The organism is Streptomyces bikiniensis (assembly GCF_000716625.1).
In the GTDB taxonomy this organism is placed as follows: domain Bacteria; phylum Actinomycetota; class Actinomycetes; order Streptomycetales; family Streptomycetaceae; genus Streptomyces; species Streptomyces bikiniensis.
On sequence record NZ_JNXJ01000049.1, the window covers coordinates 54,480 to 73,484 of the forward strand.

The 19,005-nt window shown below is 71.6% G+C and carries 12 protein-coding genes, 1 tRNA gene and 1 rRNA gene; 2 read left to right on the top strand and 12 right to left on the bottom strand.

Annotated features, from left to right (window positions below; translation table 11 throughout):
* The first annotated feature begins 36 nt into the window (after nucleotides 1-36).
* Nucleotides 37-852 (top strand): Fpg/Nei family DNA glycosylase, encoded by an 816-nt coding sequence (locus OO47_RS28695; RefSeq protein WP_030221407.1) that lies wholly within the window; start codon nucleotides 37-39, stop codon nucleotides 850-852.
* A 159-nt stretch (nucleotides 853-1,011) separates the two neighbouring features.
* On the opposite strand, the gene OO47_RS28700 is transcribed toward OO47_RS28695, so the two are convergent.
* The 10 genes from OO47_RS28700 to OO47_RS28745 form a co-directional block, all read right to left on the bottom strand.
* Nucleotides 1,012-1,281 carry a hypothetical protein gene (locus OO47_RS28700; RefSeq protein WP_030221410.1) on the bottom strand — a complete coding sequence of 90 codons (270 nt, stop codon included), beginning with the start codon at nucleotides 1,279-1,281 and terminating at the stop codon, nucleotides 1,012-1,014.
* 106 nt (nucleotides 1,282-1,387) lie between these two features.
* The gene (locus tag OO47_RS28705; protein WP_030221413.1) at nucleotides 1,388-1,858 is read right to left on the bottom strand and encodes a Dps family protein; all 471 of its coding nucleotides are present in this window, start codon (nucleotides 1,856-1,858) and stop codon (nucleotides 1,388-1,390) included.
* 156 nt (nucleotides 1,859-2,014) lie between these two features.
* Nucleotides 2,015-2,398, bottom strand: coding sequence for a helix-turn-helix domain-containing protein (locus OO47_RS28710; RefSeq protein ID WP_030221417.1), 384 nt, complete (start codon nucleotides 2,396-2,398; stop codon nucleotides 2,015-2,017).
* 109 nt (nucleotides 2,399-2,507) lie between these two features.
* Nucleotides 2,508-3,053, bottom strand: coding sequence for a CinA family protein (locus OO47_RS28715; protein ID WP_030221419.1), 546 nt, complete (start codon nucleotides 3,051-3,053; stop codon nucleotides 2,508-2,510).
* Nucleotides 3,050-3,727, bottom strand: a complete 678-nt coding sequence (gene pgsA, locus OO47_RS28720; protein ID WP_030221422.1) for a CDP-diacylglycerol--glycerol-3-phosphate 3-phosphatidyltransferase — start codon at nucleotides 3,725-3,727, stop codon at nucleotides 3,050-3,052. The genes OO47_RS28715 and pgsA overlap by 4 nt, the downstream gene beginning before the upstream one ends.
* Entirely contained in the window at nucleotides 3,724-5,217 is a 1,494-nt protein-coding gene (gene rimO / locus OO47_RS28725) for a 30S ribosomal protein S12 methylthiotransferase RimO (RefSeq protein ID WP_030221426.1), read from the bottom strand. Before rimO ends, pgsA begins: the two co-directional genes overlap by 4 nt.
* A 90-nt stretch (nucleotides 5,218-5,307) precedes the next feature.
* Entirely contained in the window at nucleotides 5,308-6,135 is an 828-nt protein-coding gene (locus OO47_RS28730) for a helix-turn-helix domain-containing protein (protein ID WP_030221428.1), read from the bottom strand.
* A gap of 269 nt (nucleotides 6,136-6,404) precedes the next feature.
* On the bottom strand, nucleotides 6,405-9,221 hold the full coding sequence (locus OO47_RS28735; RefSeq protein ID WP_051716336.1) for a DNA translocase FtsK: 2,817 nt from the start codon (nucleotides 9,219-9,221) through the stop codon (nucleotides 6,405-6,407).
* Nucleotides 9,222-9,358: 137 nt separating this feature from the next.
* Nucleotides 9,359-10,033 (bottom strand): response regulator, encoded by a 675-nt coding sequence (locus OO47_RS28740; RefSeq protein ID WP_030221433.1) that lies wholly within the window; start codon nucleotides 10,031-10,033, stop codon nucleotides 9,359-9,361.
* Nucleotides 10,034-10,333: 300 nt separating this feature from the next.
* Nucleotides 10,334-15,817 carry a HAMP domain-containing protein gene (locus OO47_RS28745; RefSeq protein ID WP_199812353.1) on the bottom strand — a complete coding sequence of 1,828 codons (5,484 nt, stop codon included), beginning with the start codon at nucleotides 15,815-15,817 and terminating at the stop codon, nucleotides 10,334-10,336.
* Nucleotides 15,818-16,084: 267 nt separating this feature from the next.
* Here OO47_RS28745 and OO47_RS28750 point away from each other — a divergent pair, with 267 nt between their 5' ends.
* Nucleotides 16,085-18,730: a SpoIIE family protein phosphatase gene (locus OO47_RS28750; protein ID WP_030221439.1), complete on the top strand. Its 2,646-nt coding sequence runs from the start codon at nucleotides 16,085-16,087 to the stop codon at nucleotides 18,728-18,730.
* Between the two features lie 97 nt (nucleotides 18,731-18,827).
* Here the strand turns inward: OO47_RS28750 and OO47_RS28755 are convergent.
* Nucleotides 18,828-18,903, bottom strand: a tRNA-Thr gene (locus OO47_RS28755).
* A 4-nt stretch (nucleotides 18,904-18,907) separates the two neighbouring features.
* Nucleotides 18,908-19,005: ribosomal RNA gene (gene rrf, locus OO47_RS34210) — 5S ribosomal RNA — on the bottom strand; the annotation flags it as partial.

A 19,005-nucleotide genomic window follows, 5' to 3' on the forward strand; every position in this document is an offset into this window, starting at 1 on the left:
CGACCGTGCCCGAGAGACCGTGACCCGAGGAGGACCGTGCCCGAAGGAGACACCGTCTGGCAGGTGGCCCACCGCCTGCACGCCGCACTCGCCGGGCGGGTACTCACCCGCTCGGACCTGCGGGTGCCCCGCTTCGCCACCGCCGACCTCACCGGCCGCACGCTCCTCGACGTCACCCCGCGCGGCAAGCACCTGCTCGCCCGGATCGAGGGCGGGCTCACCCTCCACTCCCATCTGCGGATGGACGGCGCCTGGCGGGTGTACGCCACCGGGGAGCGGCCCCGCGGCGGCCCCGACCACCAGATCCGGGCCGTCCTGGGGAACGCGGAGTCCACCGCGTACGGCTACCGGCTCCCGATCGTGGAGCTCCTGCGCACCGACGAGGAGTCGCACGTGGTGGGCCATCTCGGTCCGGACCTGCTCGGTCCCGACTGGGACCCGGAGGAGGCCGTGCGCAGACTGACGGCCGATCCGGCGAGGACGCTCGGGGAGGCCCTCCTCGACCAGCGCAACCTGGCCGGTATCGGCAACGTCTACAAGTCGGAGCTGGCGTTCCTCGCCGCCGTCACCCCCTGGCTCCCCGTGGGCGAGCTGGAGCCCGGCGTTCCCGCCCGTCTGGTGGCGACCGCCCACCGCCTGCTCGACCTCAACAAGGACCACCCGGACCGGCGCGTCACCACCGTGCGCCGCCCCGGCACCCTGCTCCACGTCTACGGCCGCGCGGGCCGCCCCTGTCTGCGCTGCGGCGCCCGCATCCGCAAGGCGGAGCTCGGGGACCGGGTCACGTACTGGTGCCCTGGATGCCAGAAGGGCCCGCACCGGCAGGAAGCCGATACGAGCCCGTCAGTGTGACCGTCCGTCCGCCACGACCCCACAACCGCGGCGGCCCCACGTCTTCGTCACACCCTGGAACGGAACACGCCCCTCACACCAAGCGAGTCCCCCACCGAACATGCCTCTCACACTGAACACGCCCCACACCTAACACGTCGCTCACGCCGAACACGGCCCTCACGCCGACCCGGGCCCCGCGCCCCGCCACCGGCGCCACGGCAGCCTGCCGAGGCGCCGGACGAGCGCGCCCGGCGGCCCCGACGAGGCGGCCACGTGCACGGGCAGCAGGCTCAGGCCCCAACCGCCCGCGGCCATCACGCCCTCGACTGGCCCGGTCTCGCCCGGGACGAGCAGCAGGCGCAGCACCGCCCACCACCAGAGCCCCCCGGCCGCCAGCCCGACCGCGACCAGCGCGAGCGTTGCCGGCGGAAACCGTCGCCGTACCATGGCCGCCTCCCGCGGTCGACGCTAGACCGGCAGGATCACCCTGCGGGAGGGCGCACCGGGGCCCGCCCCGGCGCGCACCGTACGTATCAGCACGCCCCGGCCCGCCTCAGACGCTCTCCGCCTGGAACATCCACGCGTGCTTCTCCAGCTCACCCGTGAGGGCGATCAGGATGTCCTGGGTGACCGGGTCGGGGTCGCCGGTCGCGTCGATCCGCTCCCGCATCCGGGTGGTGACGGCCCCGAGGGCGTCGACGAGGATCTTCACCGCCTCCACGTCCTTGATCCAGCCCTCCGGCACCGTTCCGATCGCGCTCGACGACGCCACGGTCGCGGCTCGCCCGTCCGGGTTGACGCCCAGGGCGGAGGCCCGCTCGGCCACGGTGTCGGAGTGCGTCCGGGCGGTGGTGACCACCTCGTCCAGCTGGAGGTGGACGGAGCGGAAGCGCGGTCCGACGACGTTCCAGTGCACCTGCTTGGCCACCAGGGAGAGGTCGACCAGGTCGACCAGGGCGCCCTGGAGCGCGTCGCCGACCGTCTTGAGGTCGGTCTCGGACAGCGTGCTCTTCACGACAGACATGTGGAATCTCCAACCAGTCGAACGTTTCCCCACCATGGCACGCCTCACCGGAACCCGGCATCTCAAACAAACCGTCCCAAAGAAATCCCGGAAAGGGCGAAGCCCCGGTCGGCGTCCCTCACGGGACACGGACCGGGGCTTCGCCCTCGTTTCGGTTCAGGCGGCGACGACGTCGACCGCTTCCGCGGGTGCCTTGATGGTCACCCGCTCGGTCGGCACACCCGCCACCGACGTCACCGACACCGAATTGAGCATCGGACGAACCGGTGCCGGCACCTGTTCGCTCGCTGCTGCCGACTCGGCCAGTTCGGCCAGCGACAGTTCGTCGCTCACTTCGCGCATGAGCTCGGACATCCGTACGTCCAACGCGTCGCAGATCGCGGAGAGCAGTTCGGAGGAAGCCTCCTTCTGCCCCCGCTCCACCTCGGAGAGATAGCCGAGCGAGACTCGGGCGGACGAGGAGACTTCGCGCAGAGTACGGCCCTGGCGCTGGCGCTGCCGACGCAGCACGTCACCCAGCAGGCGACGGAGCAGAATCATCGGTGGCTCCCTCCTCGGACCGCGTAGCCGCATCCTTCACGCCCCACCGTACCGCCTCGCGCCGCGGCCGTGCGGGGAGCGATGTCGTGTTCACTCAGGGCTGCAAACATCAATTCCCCCCGTTCTGTTCCGTATCCTGTGCCCGCACATTTCCCGAGAGTTCCTCGTGGAGCAGCTCGAGCACGATCCGTACGCTCTCCCTACGGATTTCCCCGCGGTCGCCGTTCAACCTCAACGGCACCACTTTCCCCACCGGGGGCCCCGCCGGCGCCCCCGTACGGGACGCGTCCCCGGCCGGGCCCGCGACCGCCACATAGACGGTCCCGACGGGCTGCCCGTCCTGCGGGTCCGGCCCCGCGACCCCGGTCGTCGCGATGCCCCAGTCGGCGCCGAGCCGGACCCGTACACCGGTCGCCATCTGCGACGCGACCTCGGGATCGACCGCGCCGCGCTCCGCGAGCAGGGTCCCGTCGACGCCGAGGAGCTCGTGCTTGAGGGCGGTGGCGTAGGCGGTGACGGACCCCCGGAAGGACGCCGAGGCACCCGGCACACCGGTGAGCTCGGCGGCCACCAGGCCGCCCGTGAGCGACTCCGCGACGGCCAGCGTCTGACCGCGTTCGGCGAGCAGCGCGAGCACCCGGGCGGCCTCGGTCATCGTGCGGCCGCCTCCGAGCGCTCGGCGGCTGCCCGCTCGGCGGCGAGGCCCCGGCGCCGCAGCACGACGGCCTGGCGCACGTAGTCGAGACCGGTGAGGACCGTCAGCACGACGGCCACCGTCATCACCCAGAAGCGGAGGGTGGCCAGCGGCCCGGTGAGCATCAGCACGTACATGCCGACGGCCGTGCCCTGGGCCAGGGTCTTCATCTTGCCGCCGCGGCTGGCGGGGATGACCCCGTGCCGGATGACCCAGAACCGCATCAGGGTGATCCCCAGCTCCCGGGCCAGGATGACCGCGGTCACCCACCAGGGGAGGTCCCCGAGCGCGGACAGGGAGACCAGGCCGGCCGCCATGATCGCCTTGTCCGCGATCGGATCGGCGATCTTCCCGAAATCGGTGACCAGGTTGTACGTACGGGCGAGGTGCCCGTCGAAGACGTCCGTGATCATCGCCACCGCGAACGCCGCCCAGGCCCAGGCCCGCCACGCGGGGTCGTGCCCGCCGTCCTGGAGCAGCAGCACCACGAAGGCCGGCACGAGCACCAGCCGGACCATGGTGAGGATGTTCGCGATGTTCCACAGGCTGGCCTGGTCGACGGCCACCGCGCCCAGCTTGCCGCGGGGCGTCGGCCTACCGGTCCCGCCCGTCGCGGACGCCGGGACTCCGGTCATCTGCCCGCCTCCTCGAAAAGACACTCGGCCACCAGGTCGACGCCCTCCGTCCCGACGACCTTCGCCCTGACCATACGGCCCGGGGCCAGGTCGGGGTCCGTGCCGTCGGCCGTGACGAGGACCACCTGCCCGTCGGTCTCGGGGGCCTGGTGGGCGGCGCGGCCGATCCAGCCGTCCTCCTCGTCCAGGGACTCGACCAGTACCTCCAGGGTCTCCCCGATCCGCTCCTCCGCGCGCTGCGCGGTGAGCTCCTCTGCGAGCCGGGAGAGGTGGGCGAGCCGCTTGTCGACCACGTCCTGGTCGAGCTTGTGCTCGTACGTGGCGGCCTCGGTGCCGTCCTCGTCGGAGTAGCCGAAGACGCCGATGGCGTCGAGGCGCGCGTGGGTGATGAAGCGTTCCAGCTCGGCGAAGTCCGCCTCGGTCTCGCCGGGGAAGCCGACGATGAAGTTGGAGCGGGCACCGGCCGTGGGGGCCTTGGAGCGGATGGTCTCCAGGAGCTCCAGGAAGCGGTCGGTGTCGCCGAAGCGGCGCATGGACCGCAGCACGTCGGGGGCGCTGTGCTGGAAGGAGAGGTCGAAGTACGGGGCGACCTTCTCGGTGGAGGTGAGGACGTCGATCAGGCCGGGGCGCATCTCGGCGGGCTGGAGGTAGCTGACGCGGACGCGCTCGATGCCGTCCACGGCCGCCAGCTCGGGCAGCAGGCCCTCCAGGAGGCGGATGTCGCCGAGGTCCTTGCCGTAGGAGGTGTTGTTCTCGGAGACCAGCATGATCTCCTTCACGCCCTGCTCGGCGAGCCAGCGCGTCTCGTTCAGCACGTCCGAGGGGCGGCGCGAGACGAAGGAGCCGCGGAAGGAGGGGATGGCGCAGAAGGTGCAGCGGCGGTCGCAGCCGGAGGCCAGCTTCACGGAGGCGACGGGGCTGGCGTCCAGGCGCCGGCGGAGCGGGGCGCGCGGTCCGGAGGCGGGCGCGAGGCCCTCGGGCAGGTCGGCCGGGGCGTCGGTGGGCGCCTCGGCGCCGTCGCCGTGCCCGGGCAGGGCCACGGCGGCCGCGGCCTCCTGGCGCTCCACGGGCGAGAGCGGCAGCAGCTTGCGCCGGTCGCGCGGGGTGTGGGCCTCGACGCTGCCACCGCTGAGGATGGTCTGGAGGCGGTCGGAGATGTCGGCGTAGTCGTCGAAGCCGAGGACGCCGTCGGCCTCCGGGAGGGCTTCGGCGAGCTCCTTGCCGTACCGCTCGGCCATGCAGCCGACGGCGACGACGGCCTGGGTCCTGCCGTGGTCCTTCAGATCATTGGCTTCGAGCAGGGCGTCGACGGAGTCCTTCTTGGCGGCCTCGACGAATCCGCAGGTGTTGACGACGGCGACATCGGCTTGCTCGGCGTTCTCGACGAGCTCCCAGCCGTCCGCTGCCAAGCGGCCTGCGAGCTCCTCCGAGTCCACCTCGTTACGGGCGCAGCCAAGAGTGACAAGGGCGACGGTACGGCGTTCGGGCATGGGCTCAAGACTACTTCGTCCCGGCCGTTCCCCCGTCGCGCAGGGTTCACCCGCGCGACGGAGGTCACATCACGGCGGCGCCGGACCGGCTCAGCCGGCCTGGGGGTCGCCCTTGGTGTAGGTGAGCCGCTCGACCTGGCCGGATTCGAACGTGTCGGCGACCTTCTTGCCGTTGACGTAGAGCTCGATGGCGCCGGCGTTGCCGAGGACCAGGTCGACGCGCTCGTCGTCCTGGAAGGTCTTGGACTCGCCCTCCAGGAGCAGCCCGTCGAAGAGCAGCTTGCCGTCGTGGGCCTTGGCCGAGATCCAGCTCTTGCCGTCGGTGGCGGAGAGCTTGACCGTGACCTTGTCCTGCGGGACCGCGGCGATCGCGCTCTCGGTGGGCTTGGGCGCGACGGGCTTGACCGGCTTCGGCTTGGCGGCGGAGGTCGCCTGCTCGGGGGCGGGCGCCGGGCCGCCGTCGGCCGCGGTGGTCCCCTTCGGGGCGTCGTTCTCGTCGAACATCGTGAAGCCGACGAACCCGACGACGGCCACGATGGCCGCGACCATCGCGGCGGTCCAGTTGGGCCGGCGCGGCTCGGGACGGATGCGTTCCGCCTCGAACAGCGGGGCGGCGGGGGTGGGTGCGGGACGGCCGCCGTGGTCGGCGTCGAACTGCTCGATCAGCGGAGCCGGGTCGAGGCCGACGGCGCGCGCGAGGGTACGGATGTGGCCGCGGGCGTAGACGTCGCCGCCACAGCGCGAGAAGTCGTCCTCCTCGATCGCGTGCACGATCGGGATCCGGACACGGGTGGAGGCACTGACCTCTTCGACGGTGAGACCGGCGGCGATACGGGCCTGCTGGAGGGCACGACCGATCGCTTCCCGGTCGCCTGCCGGGAAGGTCCGGTCGTCTTCGGGGGAGTTGCCGATGGACACGAGAGCGCCTTTCGAGCGTGTAGCCACCTGCTGGACGTTCAGTCTATGGGTGGTACGAAAGGGTGGGGCAACCGGGCGGGTGCTGTTTGTACGCCATGAGGCTGGGACATCCTTCTGTCCCTCCGTCCAACTTGACGTACGGCCAGGGGAAACGGTTGCTCACCCGTTTCTTACGAGTGAGTCTCGGCCGGATCTCGAACGGGTACCCCGCCTTCCGTCACCCACACCCGGCCCCGTACCGAAGCCCGCCCCGCCCTCGCACCGGCCCCCTACTCCCCCGACTCGCCGCGGATCACGGCGAGGACCCCGTCCAGCTCGTCGGGCTTGACGAGTACGTCGCGTGCCTTGGATCCCTCGCTGGGTCCGACGATGTTCCGCGACTCCATGAGGTCCATCAGCCGGCCGGCCTTGGCGAAGCCGACGCGCAGTTTGCGCTGGAGCATGGAGGTGGAGCCGAACTGGGTGGAGACGACCAGCTCGGCGGCCTGGCACAGCAGGTCGAGGTCGTCGCCGATCTCCTCGTCGATCTCCTTCTTCTGCTTGCTGCCCACGGTGACGTCGTCCCGGAACACCGGCGTCATCTGGTCCTTGCAGTGCTGCACGACGGCGGCGACCTCGTGCTCGGTGACGAAGGCGCCCTGCATGCGGACGGGCTTGTTGGCGCCCATCGGCAGGAACAGCCCGTCGCCCTTGCCGATCAGCTTCTCGGCACCGGGCTGGTCGAGGATGACCCGGCTGTCGGCGAGCGAGGAGGTCGCGAAGGCGAGCCGGGAGGGCACGTTCGCCTTGATCAGACCGGTGACCACGTCCACGGACGGCCGCTGGGTGGCCAGGACCAGATGGATGCCGGCGGCACGGGCCAACTGGGTGATGCGCACGATCGCGTCCTCGACGTCCCGGGGCGCGACCATCATCAGGTCGGCGAGCTCGTCGACGATCACCAGGAGGTACGGATAGGGGCTGAGCTCGCGCTCGCTGCCCGGCGGGAGCTGGACCTTGCCGGCCCGGATGGCCTCGTTGAAGTCGTCGATGTGCCGGAAGCCGAAGGCCGCCAGGTCGTCGTAGCGCAGGTCCATCTCGCGCACCACCCACTGCAGGGCCTCGGCGGCCTTCTTGGGGTTGGTGATGATCGGGGTGATCAGGTGCGGGATGCCCTCGTAGGCGGTCAGCTCGACCCGCTTGGGGTCCACGAGCACCATCCGCACGTCCTCGGGGGTCGCCCTTATCATCACCGAGGTGATCAGGCAGTTGATGCACGAGGACTTGCCGGAGCCGGTGGCGCCGGCGACCAGGACGTGCGGCATCTTCGCCAGGTTGGCCATCACGTAGCCGCCCTCGACGTCCTTGCCGAGCGCGACCAGCATGGGGTGGTCGTCCCCGGCCGCGTCCGCGAGCCGCAGCACGTCCCCGAGGTTGACCATCTCCCGGTCGCTGTTGGGGATCTCGATGCCGACCGCGGACTTGCCCGGGATCGGCGAGATGATCCGCACGTCCGGGGACGCGACCGCGTAGGCGATGTTCTTGGCCAGGGCCGTGATCTTCTCGACCTTCACCGCCGGCCCGAGCTCCACCTCGTACCGCGTGACCGTCGGCCCCCGCGTGAAGCCGGTGACCGCCGCGTCCACCTTGAACTCGGCGAACACGTTCGACAACGACGCCACCACGGCGTCGTTCGCCGCACTGCGCGTCTTGCCCGGCCCACCGCGCTCCAGCAACTCCATCGACGGCAACGCGTACGTGATGTCGCCGGAGAGCTGGAGCTGCTCGGCCCGTGCCGGCAGATCCGTCGGCTCGGGCGCGGGCTTGGTCAGATCGGGTACGCCTCCGCCGCCGCGCGCGTCCTCGCCCCGGGCGGGCGGCACGGGCGCGGTCGCCTTCTCCGCGACCTCCCCGACCACGGCGGCGCTCCGCTCGGCGGTGACGTCCTTGGTCAGGTCGGCCACGACCGGCGACGGGGGCATGCCGTTCAGGACCGCGCCGTCCAGCGCCGCGGCCGCCGCGGCGGCGACGTCCACCGGGTCGAGGCCCGCCTCGGAGCCGGTCCGCCGGGAGGGGCGGCGCGCCGAGCGGCCGCGCCGCTCAAGGACCTCCGCCTCGGCCCGGTCCACGTCGTACGGCTCCACGGGGCCGGGGGCGCGGCGGCGGGCGGGCCGCACGGGCCCGGGCTCCGCGTCCCGCCAGTCCTCGTCGTACTCCTCGCGCGCGTACTCCTCGGCCCCCGCCGGGTCGTACGGCGCCTCCACGATCCCGAGCCTGATGCCCAGGGCCCGCAGGCGCTGCGGGATCGCGTTGACCGGGGTGGCGGTGACGACGAGCAGGCCGAAGACGGTGAGCAGCACCAGCAGCGGTACGGCGAGGACCTCGCCCATCATGAAGACGAGGGGCTGGGACGCGGCCCAGCCGATCAGGCCGCCCGCGTCCTGCACGGCGTCGGCGCCGTCACCGCGGCCGGGCGAGCCGCACGCGATGTGCACCTGGCCCAGGACACCGAGGGCGAGGGCGGAGAGGCCGATGACGATCCGGCCGTTGGCCTCGGGCCGCTCCGGATAGAGCATCAGACGCACGCCGATCCCGCCGACGAGCAGCGGCACCAGCAGGTCGAGCCGGCCGAACGCCCCGGTGACGAGGAGTTCGACGAGGTCGCCGACCGGGCCGCGCAGATTGGACCAGGTGCCCACGGCGACGATCAGCGCGAGGCCGAGGAGGAGCAGCGCGAGGCCGTCCTTGCGGTGGACCGGGTCGAGTCCCTTGGCGCCGCGTCCTATGCCCCGGAAGACCGCGCCCACCGCGTGGGCGAGTCCGAGCCAGGCGCCGCGCACGAGCCGGTAGACGCCTCCGGTCGGGGACGGCGCGGGACGCGGCGGGACCTTCTTCGCCGCGGTCTTCCGCGCGGGCGGGCGCTTGCCGGGCGCGGCCTTCCGGGCCGGCGCCTTCTTCGCGGCGCCCTTCGCCGAAGGGTTCTTGGCGGGCGGTTTGGCGGGGGACTTCGCGGGTGCCGCCTTCTTCGCGGCGCCCGTCGTACGGCCGGCGCGCGGCTTTGCGGCGCCCGCCGTGCCCTGGGCCTTGCCGGACGTACGTGAAGCCATGATGCCGAGGTTACCCGTGTGGGAACCGGCTGTCCGCCTCACCCGTTCGTGTCGTCCGCGCGGAGGCGCGATGCTGACACCGCATCATGACGAAGCGCCCCGGACCGTGACGGACCGGGGCGCTTCGTGACGTTTCGTCAGCTCTGGCCGGGCAGGGACGGCGCGGCGCCGGCGCCCGGCTCCAGGGCGTCCAGGGCCCGCCGGAGACCGGTCAGCTTGCGCTCCAGGTGCGCGGCGGTGGCGACGGCGGCCGCATCGGCCGAATCGTCGTCGAGCTGCTTCGACAGGGCCTCCGCCTGCTCCTCGACGGCCGCGAGGCGGGCGGAGAGCTCGGCGAGCAGACCGGCGGACTCCTTGCCGTGGCCGCTCTCGCCGCCACCCTCCAACTGGAGCCGCAGCAGCGCGGCCTGCTCGCGCAGCTTGCAGTTCTTCATGTAGAGCTCGACGAAGACGGAGACCTTGGCGCGCAGCACCCACGGGTCGAAGGGCTTCGAGATGTAGTCGACCGCGCCCGCCGCGTACCCCCGGAAGGTGTGGTGGGGGCCGTGGTTGATGGCGGTGAGGAAGATGATCGGGATGTCCCGGGTCCGCTCGCGCCGCTTGATGTGGGCGGCGGTCTCGAAACCGTCCATTCCCGGCATCTGGACGTCGAGCAGGATGACCGCGAAGTCGTCCGTCAACAGCGCCTTGAGCGCTTCCTCCCCGGACGATGCCCGCACCAGCGTCTGATCGAGCGCGGAGAGAATGGCCTCCAGCGCCAGCAGATTCTCCGGCCGGTCATCGACCAGGAGGATCTTGGCCTTCTGCACCATGCCCCGTCCTCCTCGTCCCGGCAACGGCTCTGCCCGGTCCCCCGAACCGGGGGAGGCACCGGGCGCCGCCCCAGAAGACGACTCCCTAGCGCCGTCCGTCCTTGTGCCGGTCATCGTAGCCGCACCCCGCCCGTCGCCACACCCTGTCACCGCGATGTCACTGTGCACGGAGGAAAAACGCGGTGGGAGACCAGAAGGTTCCCCGTATTCCCGCATCTCACACGCCCTTGGCGACAGCCCGTCAGAGATCTTTCCGGGGCGCGCCCGGGAAGGACCCGGGCCGCGCGGCCCCGGCCCGGGTCACTCCCGCCGCATCCACTGCTCCATGACGGACAGCAGGTGGTCGGGATCGACCGGCTTGGTCACGTAGTCCGAGGCACCCGACTCGATCGCCTTCTCCCTGTCGCCCTTCATCGCCTTCGCCGTCAGGGCGATGATCGGGAGGCCGGCGAACTGCGGCATCCGCCGGATCGCGGTCGTCGTCGCGTACCCGTCCATCTCCGGCATCATGATGTCCATCAGGACGACCGCCGCGTCGTCGTGCTGTTCCAGGACCTCGATGCCCTCCCGCCCGTTCTCCGCGTAGAGCACCGCGAGCCCGTGCTGTTCCAGGACGCTGGTGAGCGCGAAGACGTTGCGGATGTCGTCGTCCACGATGAGCACCTTCTCGCCCGAGAAGCCGAAGGTGCGCCGCGGCGCCGCCTCCTCCGCCTCCTCGCGCTCCGGTACGGGCTGCTGCCCGGACTGACCCGGCACCTCGCCCCGCGCCCCGGTCGCCTCCGCGGCCGCCTTCCGGCGGTGCCGGAACAGCGCCCCGGCCCCGGAGCGCGCCTCCGTCCGCACGGGCGCCGACGGGAAGTGCGGGAACGGCTGGACGGCCCCGGCCGCCCCCTCCTCGGCGCCCTGCTGCGGGTCCTCGCCGTCCTGCGCCCCCTGGCCCTGGCCCGGCGCGGGCAGCTCGGTCGGGTTCAGCGGCAGGTACAGGGTGAACGTCGAGCCGCGGCCCGGCTCGCTCACGGCGAAGATCTCGCCGCCGAGCAACCGCGCGATCTCCCGGCTGATCGACAGGCCCAGGCCCGTACCGCCGTACTTCCGGCTGGTCGTGCCGTCGGCCTGCTTGAAGGCCTCGAAGATGACCCGCATCTTGCCGGCCGCGATCCCGATCCCGGTGTCGGTGACCGAGAACGCGATCAGGTCGGCCTCCGGGTCGCGCAGCGAACCGGCCTCCAGGAGCTGCTCGCGGATCGACTGCGGCACGTCCGCGCCGGCCGGCCTGATCACCAGCTCCACCGCGCCCGTGTCGGTGAACTTCACCGCGTTGGACAGGAGGTTGCGCAGCACCTGGAGGAGGCGCTGCTCGTCGGTGTGGAGCGTGGCCGGCAGCTCCGGCGAGACCCGCACCGAGAAGTCGAGCCCCTTCTCCGCCGTCAGTGGCCGGAAGGTCGCCTCCACGTAGTCCACGAGCTGCACGAGCGCGATCCGGGTCGGCGAGACGTCCATCTTGCCCGCCTCGACCTTGGACAGGTCCAGGATGTCGTTGATCAGCTGGAGCAGGTCCGAACCGGCCCCGTGGATGGTCTCCGCGAACTCGACCTGCTTCGGCGTCAGGTTCGTCTCGGCGTTGTCCGCGAGCAGCTTGGCCAGGATGAGCAGCGAGTTGAGCGGGGTGCGCAGCTCGTGCGACATGTTCGCCAGGAACTCGGACTTGTACCGCATGGAGACGGCGAGCTGTTCGGCCCGCTCCTCCAGGACCTGCCGGGCCTCCTCGATCTCGGTGTTCTTCACCTCGATGTCGCGGTTCTGCCGGGCGAGGAGCTCGGCCTTCTCCTCCAGCTCCAGGTTGGAGCCCTGGAGCTCCTTCTGCCGGTGCTCCAGCTCGGCCGAGCGCTCCTTGAGCTGCTCGGTGAGCTCCTGCGACTGCTTGAGCAGCACCTCCGTCTTGGTGTTGACGCTGATGGTGTTGACGGTGGTGGCGATCAGCTCGGCGATCTGGTTGAGGAAGTCCCGCTGGATCTGGGTGAACGGCTGGAAGGAGGCCAGCTCGATCACGCCGAGGACCTTCCCCTCGAAGAGGACCGGAAGGACGATCACGTGCGCGGGCGAGGCCTCACCGAGCCCGGAGGAGATCTTCAGGTAGCCGGGGGGCGCGTTGAGCTGGATGGTCCGCTTCTCCTCGGCCGCCGTCCCGATGAGGGTCTCGCCGGGCCGGAACGAGGTCGGCATGGAACCGGGCGAGTACCCGTAACTCCCGCGCATCCGCAGCTCGTACGAGCCGTCGCCCTCGCCGACCAGTTCGGCGTCGCCGTGGGCGGAGCCGGTCGGCATCGCCACGAAGAAGGCGCCGTGCTGGGCCGAGACGACCGGGGTCAGCTCGCTCATGATGAGCGAGGCGACGTCGTCGAGGTCCCGCCGGCCCTGCATGAGGCCGGAGATGCGGGCCAGGTTGCTCTTGAGCCAGTCCTGCTCGTCGTTGGCGAGGGTGGTGTCCCGCAGGTTGGCGATCATCGTGTTGATGTTGTCCTGGAGCGCCTGGATCTCGCCGGCCGCGTCCACGCCGTCGATCTTGACGTTCAGGTCGCCGCGGGTCACCGCGGTGGCGACGGCGGCGATCGCCCGCACCTGCCGGGTGAGGTTCCCTGCCATCTCGTTCACGGACTCGGTGAGGTCGCTCCAGGTGCCCTCGACGTCCCGGACCCGGGCCTGACCGCCGAGCTGCCCGTCGGTGCCCACCTCGCGGGCCACCCGGGTGACCTCCTCGGCGAAGTTCGACAGCTGGTCGACCATCGTGTTGATGGTGTTCTTCAGCTCCTGGATCTCGCCGCGGGCGTCGATGTCGATCTTCTTGGTGAGGTCACCCTTGGCGATGGCGGTGGTGACGGCGGCGATCTGCCGCACCTGGCCGGTGAGGTTGTCGGCCATCGAGTTCACCGACTCGGTCAGGTCCTTCCAGGTGCCCGAGACCCCCGGCACCCGGGCCTGGCCGCCCAGCTCGCCCTCCGTGCCCACCTCGCGGGCCACGCGCGTGACCTCGTCCGCGAAGGACGACAGGGTCGTCACCATCGTGTTGACGGTCTCGGCCAGCTCCGCGACCTCGCCGCGCGCCTCGACCGTCACCTTCTTGGTCAGGTCGCCGTTGGCGACGGCCGCCGAGACCCGGGAGATGTTCCGCACCTGACTGGTCAGGTTGTTGGCCATCAGGTTGACGTTGTCGCTGAGGTCCTTCCAGGTGCCCGTGACCCCGCGCACACGTGCCTGGCCGCCGAGGATGCCCTCCGTGCCCACCTCGCGGGCCACGCGCGTGACCTCGTCCGCGAAGTTCGACAGCTGGTCGACCATCGTGTTGACGGTCGTCACCAGCTCCAGGATCTCGCCCCGCGCGTCGACCGTGATCTTCTTCGACAGGTCGCCCATGGCGACCGCGGTCGTGACCTCGGCGATGTTCCGCACCTGGATGGTGAGGTTGTTCGCCATGCCGTTCACCGACTGGGTGAGGTCCTTCCAGGTGCCCGAGACGCCCTGCACCTCGGCCTGCCCGCCGAGGATGCCCTCGGTGCCCACCTCGCGGGCCACCCGGGTCACCTGCTCCGCGAAGTTCGACAGCTGGTCCACCATCGTGTTGAGGGTGTTCTTCAGCTCCAGGATCTCGCCGCGCGCGTCCACGTCGATCTTCTGCGACAGGTCACCGCGCGCCACCGCCGTGGCGACCTGGGCGATGTTGCGGACCTGGGTGGTGAGGTTGCCGGCCATGCCGTTCACCGAGTCGGTCAGGTCCCGCCACACACCGGCCACGCCGGGCACCTGCGCCTGCCCCCCGAGGCGCCCGTCGGTGCCCACCTCGCGGGCCACCCGCGTCACCTGGTCCGCGAACGCGGAGAGCTGGTCGACCATCGTGTTGATGGTGTTCTTCAGCTCCAGGATCTCGCCGCGCGCGTCCACGTCGATCTTCTGCGACAGGTCACCGCGCGCCACCGCCGTCGTCACCTGCGCGATCTGCCGCACCTGCGAGGTCAGGTTGCCTGCCATGAAGTTCACCGAGTCGGTGAGCTCCCGCCAGCGCCCGGAGACGCCGTCCACGCGCGCCTGGCCGCCGAGCCGGCCCTCGGTGCCCACGTCCCGGGCCATCCGGGTCACCTGGTCCGCGAAGGACGACAGCTGCGACACCATCGTGTTGACGGTGTTCTTCAGCTCCAGCATCTCCCCGGCCACGTCGACCGTGACCTTCTGCGACAGATCGCCGTTGGCCACCGCCGTCGTCACCTGCGCGATGTCACGCACCTGACCGGTCAGGTTGCGGAAGGCCGTGTTGACCGAGTCCGTGAGGTCCTTCCAGGTCCCCGCCGCGCCCGGCACCTCGGCCTGGCCGCCGAGCAGGCCCTCGACGCCGACCTCCCGGGCCACCCGGGTCACCTCGGAACCGAAGGCGGAGAGCTGGTCCACCATCGTGTTGACGGTGTTCTTCAGCTCCAGCATCTCCCCGGCCACGTCGACCGTGACCTTCTGCGACAGATCGCCGTTGGCGACCGCCGTCGTCACCTGCGCGATGTCACGCACCTGCGTGGTGATGTTCCGGAAGACCGTGTTGACCGAGTCCGTGAGGTCCTTCCAGGTCCCCGCCGCGCCCGGCACCTGCGCCTGCCCGCCGAGCAGACCCTGCGCTCCCACCTCGCCCGAGACGCGGGTCACCTCGTCCGCGAAGGTCCGCAGCGTCTCGGTCATCTGGTTGATCGTGTCCGCGAGCTGCGCGATCTCACCGCGCGCCGAGACCCGGACCTTCTGCGACAGGTCGCCGTTGGCGACGGCGGTCGTCACCTCGGCGATCCCCCTCACCTGATTGGTGAGGTTGCCCGCCATCGTGTTGACGGAGTCGGTGAGGTCCTTCCACACCCCGGCGACCCCGGCCACCTCGGCCTGACCGCCCAGCTCGCCCTCGGTGCCCACCTCGCGCGCGACCCGGGTCACCTCGGAGGAGAACGACGACAGCTGGTCCACCATCCGGTTGACGGTGTTCTTCAGCTCCAGCATCTCGCCGGCCACGTTCGCCGTGACCTTCTGCGACAGATCGCCGTTGGCGACCGCCGTCGTCACCAGCGCGATGTCCCGCACCTGGGCCGTCAGCTGGTTCGCCATGGTGTTGACCGAGTCCGTGAGGTCCTTCCACGAGCCGGACACCCCGCGCACCTGCGCCTGACCGCCCAGCTTCCCCTCGGTTCCCACCTCGACGGCGACCCTGGTCACCTCGGAGGCGAACACCGACAGCTGGTCGACGAGGTTGTTGACGGTACGCGCGACCTTCAGGAACTCGCCCCGCAGCGGCCGGACCGTCCCGTCGGAACCCTCCGACCGCAGGTCCATCCGCTGCTCCAGGTCGCCCTCGGCCACCGCCGAGAGCACCCGTCCCACCTCGGACACCGGCCGGGCCAGGTCGTCGACGAGCGCGTTCGCGGCCTCGATCGCCGCCGCCCACGCCCCCTCGCTGGCCCCGGCCTCCAGGCGCTCGGACAGCTTGCCCTCGCGCCCGACCACCCGCCGTACCCGCGACAGCTCCCCCGTCACGTGCATCTGCCGGTCCGCGACCTCGTTGAACACGGCGGAGATCTCCGCCATGACCCCGTCGCCGGACACCGTGAGCCGCCTGCGGAAGTTCCCGTCCCGCATCGACACCAGCGCGGAGAGCAACCGCTCCAGCGCCGCGGCGTCCACCTGGACCGTCCCCCCACGGGAACGCCCGCCCCTCGCGCGCGTACCGTTGCCTCCGCCGCGACGCGCCGCCGTGCCAGACTCCACCGTGTCCCTCCCGAAAGGGGTCGACCGTACCGCTCCGGCTCTGCCGGTAGCCTGCCCAGTGTTTCACCGTGGCCGAACCAGGCGATAACAGTTCGGCAGCTTCGACGGCGTCCCTACCCCTGAGGGACGGAATCAGCGGTGACCGGCATCCGCTCGGACAGCGAAGGTAAGTAACCTGGCATCCGGCTGTCCAGCCGCCCCGGTCCGCCCGGCGGGGACGGTGTGGTGCGCGCACGACCACCGGGCAGCGGGAAGGACAGACCGAGCATGGCAGAGCCGGGCGTCGAGACGCGTACGAGGAGTGCTGTGATCACCGCGCGGGCGACTGCCAGCTTCGAGCCCGTCGGGCGGTCCGTCGCGGCCGCACGGGCCTTCGTCCGGGACACCCTCCAGGGCTGGGGACACCCCGAACTGGTGGACGACGCCGTCGTCCTCACCAGCGAGCTCGTCACCAATGCCGTCATCCACGCCGGCACCGCCGCCGACGTGCTCTGCCTGCGCTCCGACGACAGCGTCCGCGTCGAGGTCTCCGACCGCTACCCCGAGCGCGAGATCCCGGTCCAGAGCGGCCGCACCCTCGCGTCGCCCGACCGCGAGAACGGCCGCGGCCTGCTGCTCTGCGCCGCCCTCGCCCACCGCTGGGGCGTCGACTACTCCCCCACCCGCAAGCACGTCTGGTTCCACCTCGACCTCCCGCAGCGCCCGGTCGGCACCCGCTCCGCCGGCCCCGTCCTGCCCGACGCCCTCCTCCCGGTCGCCGACAGCCGCGTCCGCGTCGCCGTCGTCCAGATCGACCGCGGCGGCACGATCACCGCCTGGAACGAGGACGCCGGGGAACTCTTCGGGTACGCCTCCGAGCAGGTCACCGGCAAGCCCCTGGGCGACCTCGCCGCCTGGCCCCACACCCCCGGCACCGGCACCGGCCTCGCCGAGGCCCTGCGCCTCTCCCGCTGGGAGGGCAGCTACGGCATCCGCTGCGCCGACGGCCGGGTCGTCCCCGTCTACGCCTCGCACCTGCGGGTCCGCGACTCCCAGGGCGAGCCCTCCACGGTCTGCCTCCTGGTCCGCGAGCACGAGCGGGCGGTCCTGCAGACCCCGCAGCGCCCCGCGGCCGACCCCGGCGCCGAGAACCGCTCCGCCGACCCCTTCGAGGTCTTCATCGGCTCCCCGGCCCCCGACGACCTCGACGGCCTGCTCCAGCGCACGGTCGAGCGCGCCCGCGACATGCTCGACGGCGACGCCGCCTTCCTCCTCCTCGCCACGGACGACGAGACGGAGCTGGAGGTACGGGCCACCACCGGCCTCCCGGCCGCCCGCCAGCGCTTCGCGCGCGTGCCCGTCGAGACCGGCGCCAGCCGGTACGGCTCCGCCCGGATGCCCGCCGTCCACGAGGACCTGGCCGCCGTCCCCGGAGCCGTCCCGCTCCTGGAGGACACCGGCATGCGCTCGGTGGTCACCGTCCCCCTCAAGGTCGAGGGCCGCCTCACCGGCTCCCTGGGCGTGGCCGCCGAGGCCGCGAACCGCTACTCGAACGAGGAGGCGCTCCGCCTCCAGTTCGCCGCCGACCGCATCGCCCTGGCCGTGGAGTCCGCCCGCCTCGGCGAGCTGGAGCGCCTGCGCCGCGGCTCCCTCAGCTTCCTCGTCGAGGCCTCCGACCTCCTGGCCGGCACCCTCGACCGCGACCAGACCCTGGCCCTGATGGCCCAGATGACGGTCCCCACCCTCGCGACCTGGTGCGCGGTCTACACGATCGCCGACCAGTCCTCAGACCCGTACCTCTCGTACGTGCTCCACGAGGACGAGGACCGCATCGACGGCCTCAAGGAGCTGCTCTCCTCGATCGCGCCGCCCGACCCGGTGCCGACGCCCGGCGCCCGGGTCTGGACCGCGCCGGGCGACGCCGCCCACCGGGCCGCACTCACCGCCTCGGTCCACGCCCTCGACCACCCGTCGAGCCCGCTCTCGCCGGGCATCGACGCCACGCTGGCCACGGCGAGCACGGTCGCCGGCGAGACGGTCGTCCTGCCCCTGGTGGCCCGGAACAGGGTCATCGGCATGCTGACGCTCGGCAGGCCCTCCGAGGACCACTTCCGCCAGGAGATCCTGGAGCTCGCCGAGGACCTGTCCCGCCGGGCCGCCCTGGCCCTGGACAACGCCCGCCTCTACTCGGAGCGCGTGGCCATCAGCCAGTCCCTCCAGCGCAGCCTGCTGCCGCCCGGCCTCCCCGAGATCCCGGGCGTCGAAGTCGACGTCATCTACCGCGCGGCCGGCGAGGGCAACGAGGTCGGCGGCGACTTCTACGACCTCTTCCCGATCAGCGACGGCGCGTACGGATTCGCCATCGGCGACGTCTGCGGTACGGGCCCGGAGGCGGCCGCCGTCACCGGCCTGGCCCGCCACGCCCTGCGCCTCCTGGCCCGCGAGGGCCTGGGCGGCCCGGCGGTCCTGGAGCGCCTGAACGCGGCGATCCTCGACGAGGGCGCCCGCAGCCGCTTCCTCACCCTCCTGTACGGCGAGATGCGCCCGCAGGAGGACGGCTCCGCGATCCTCAAGGTCGTCTGCGCCGGCCACCCGCTGCCCCTGCGCCTCAGCCAGGACGGCACGGTCCGCCCCGCGGCCGAACCGCAGCCGCTCCTGGGCGTCATGGACGAGCTGGAGCTCTACGAGGAGACGGTCACGCTCGACCCGGGCGACGTCCTCCTGTGCGTCACGGACGGCGTCACGGAGCGCCGCGAGGGCTCCCGCATGCTGGGCGACGACGGCCTCGCCGACGTCCTCAAGACCTGTACGGGCCTGACGGCCGGCGCGGTCGCGGCCCGCGTCCTGCGCGCGGTCGAACGCTTCGCCCAGGCCCCGGCCTCCGACGACATGGCCATCCTCGCGATGCGCCTCCGCGAACCGGACGACCGCTGACGCCAAGGCGCCTTCCCGCACGGGGGAAGGCGCCTTTCACACGCCCTCCTCCGGGAACGCAAAAAGGCCCCCGCCAAGAGGCGGGGGCCTTTTCATGTGGAGCCCTTTAACGGAATCGAACCGTTGACCTTCTCCTTACCATGGAGACGCTCTACCGACTGAGCTAAAAGGGCAGGTGTTCGGCGGTGTCCTACTCTCCCACAGGGTCCCCCCTGCAGTACCATCGGCGCTGAAAGGCTTAGCTTCCGGGTTCGGAATGTAACCGGGCGTTTCCC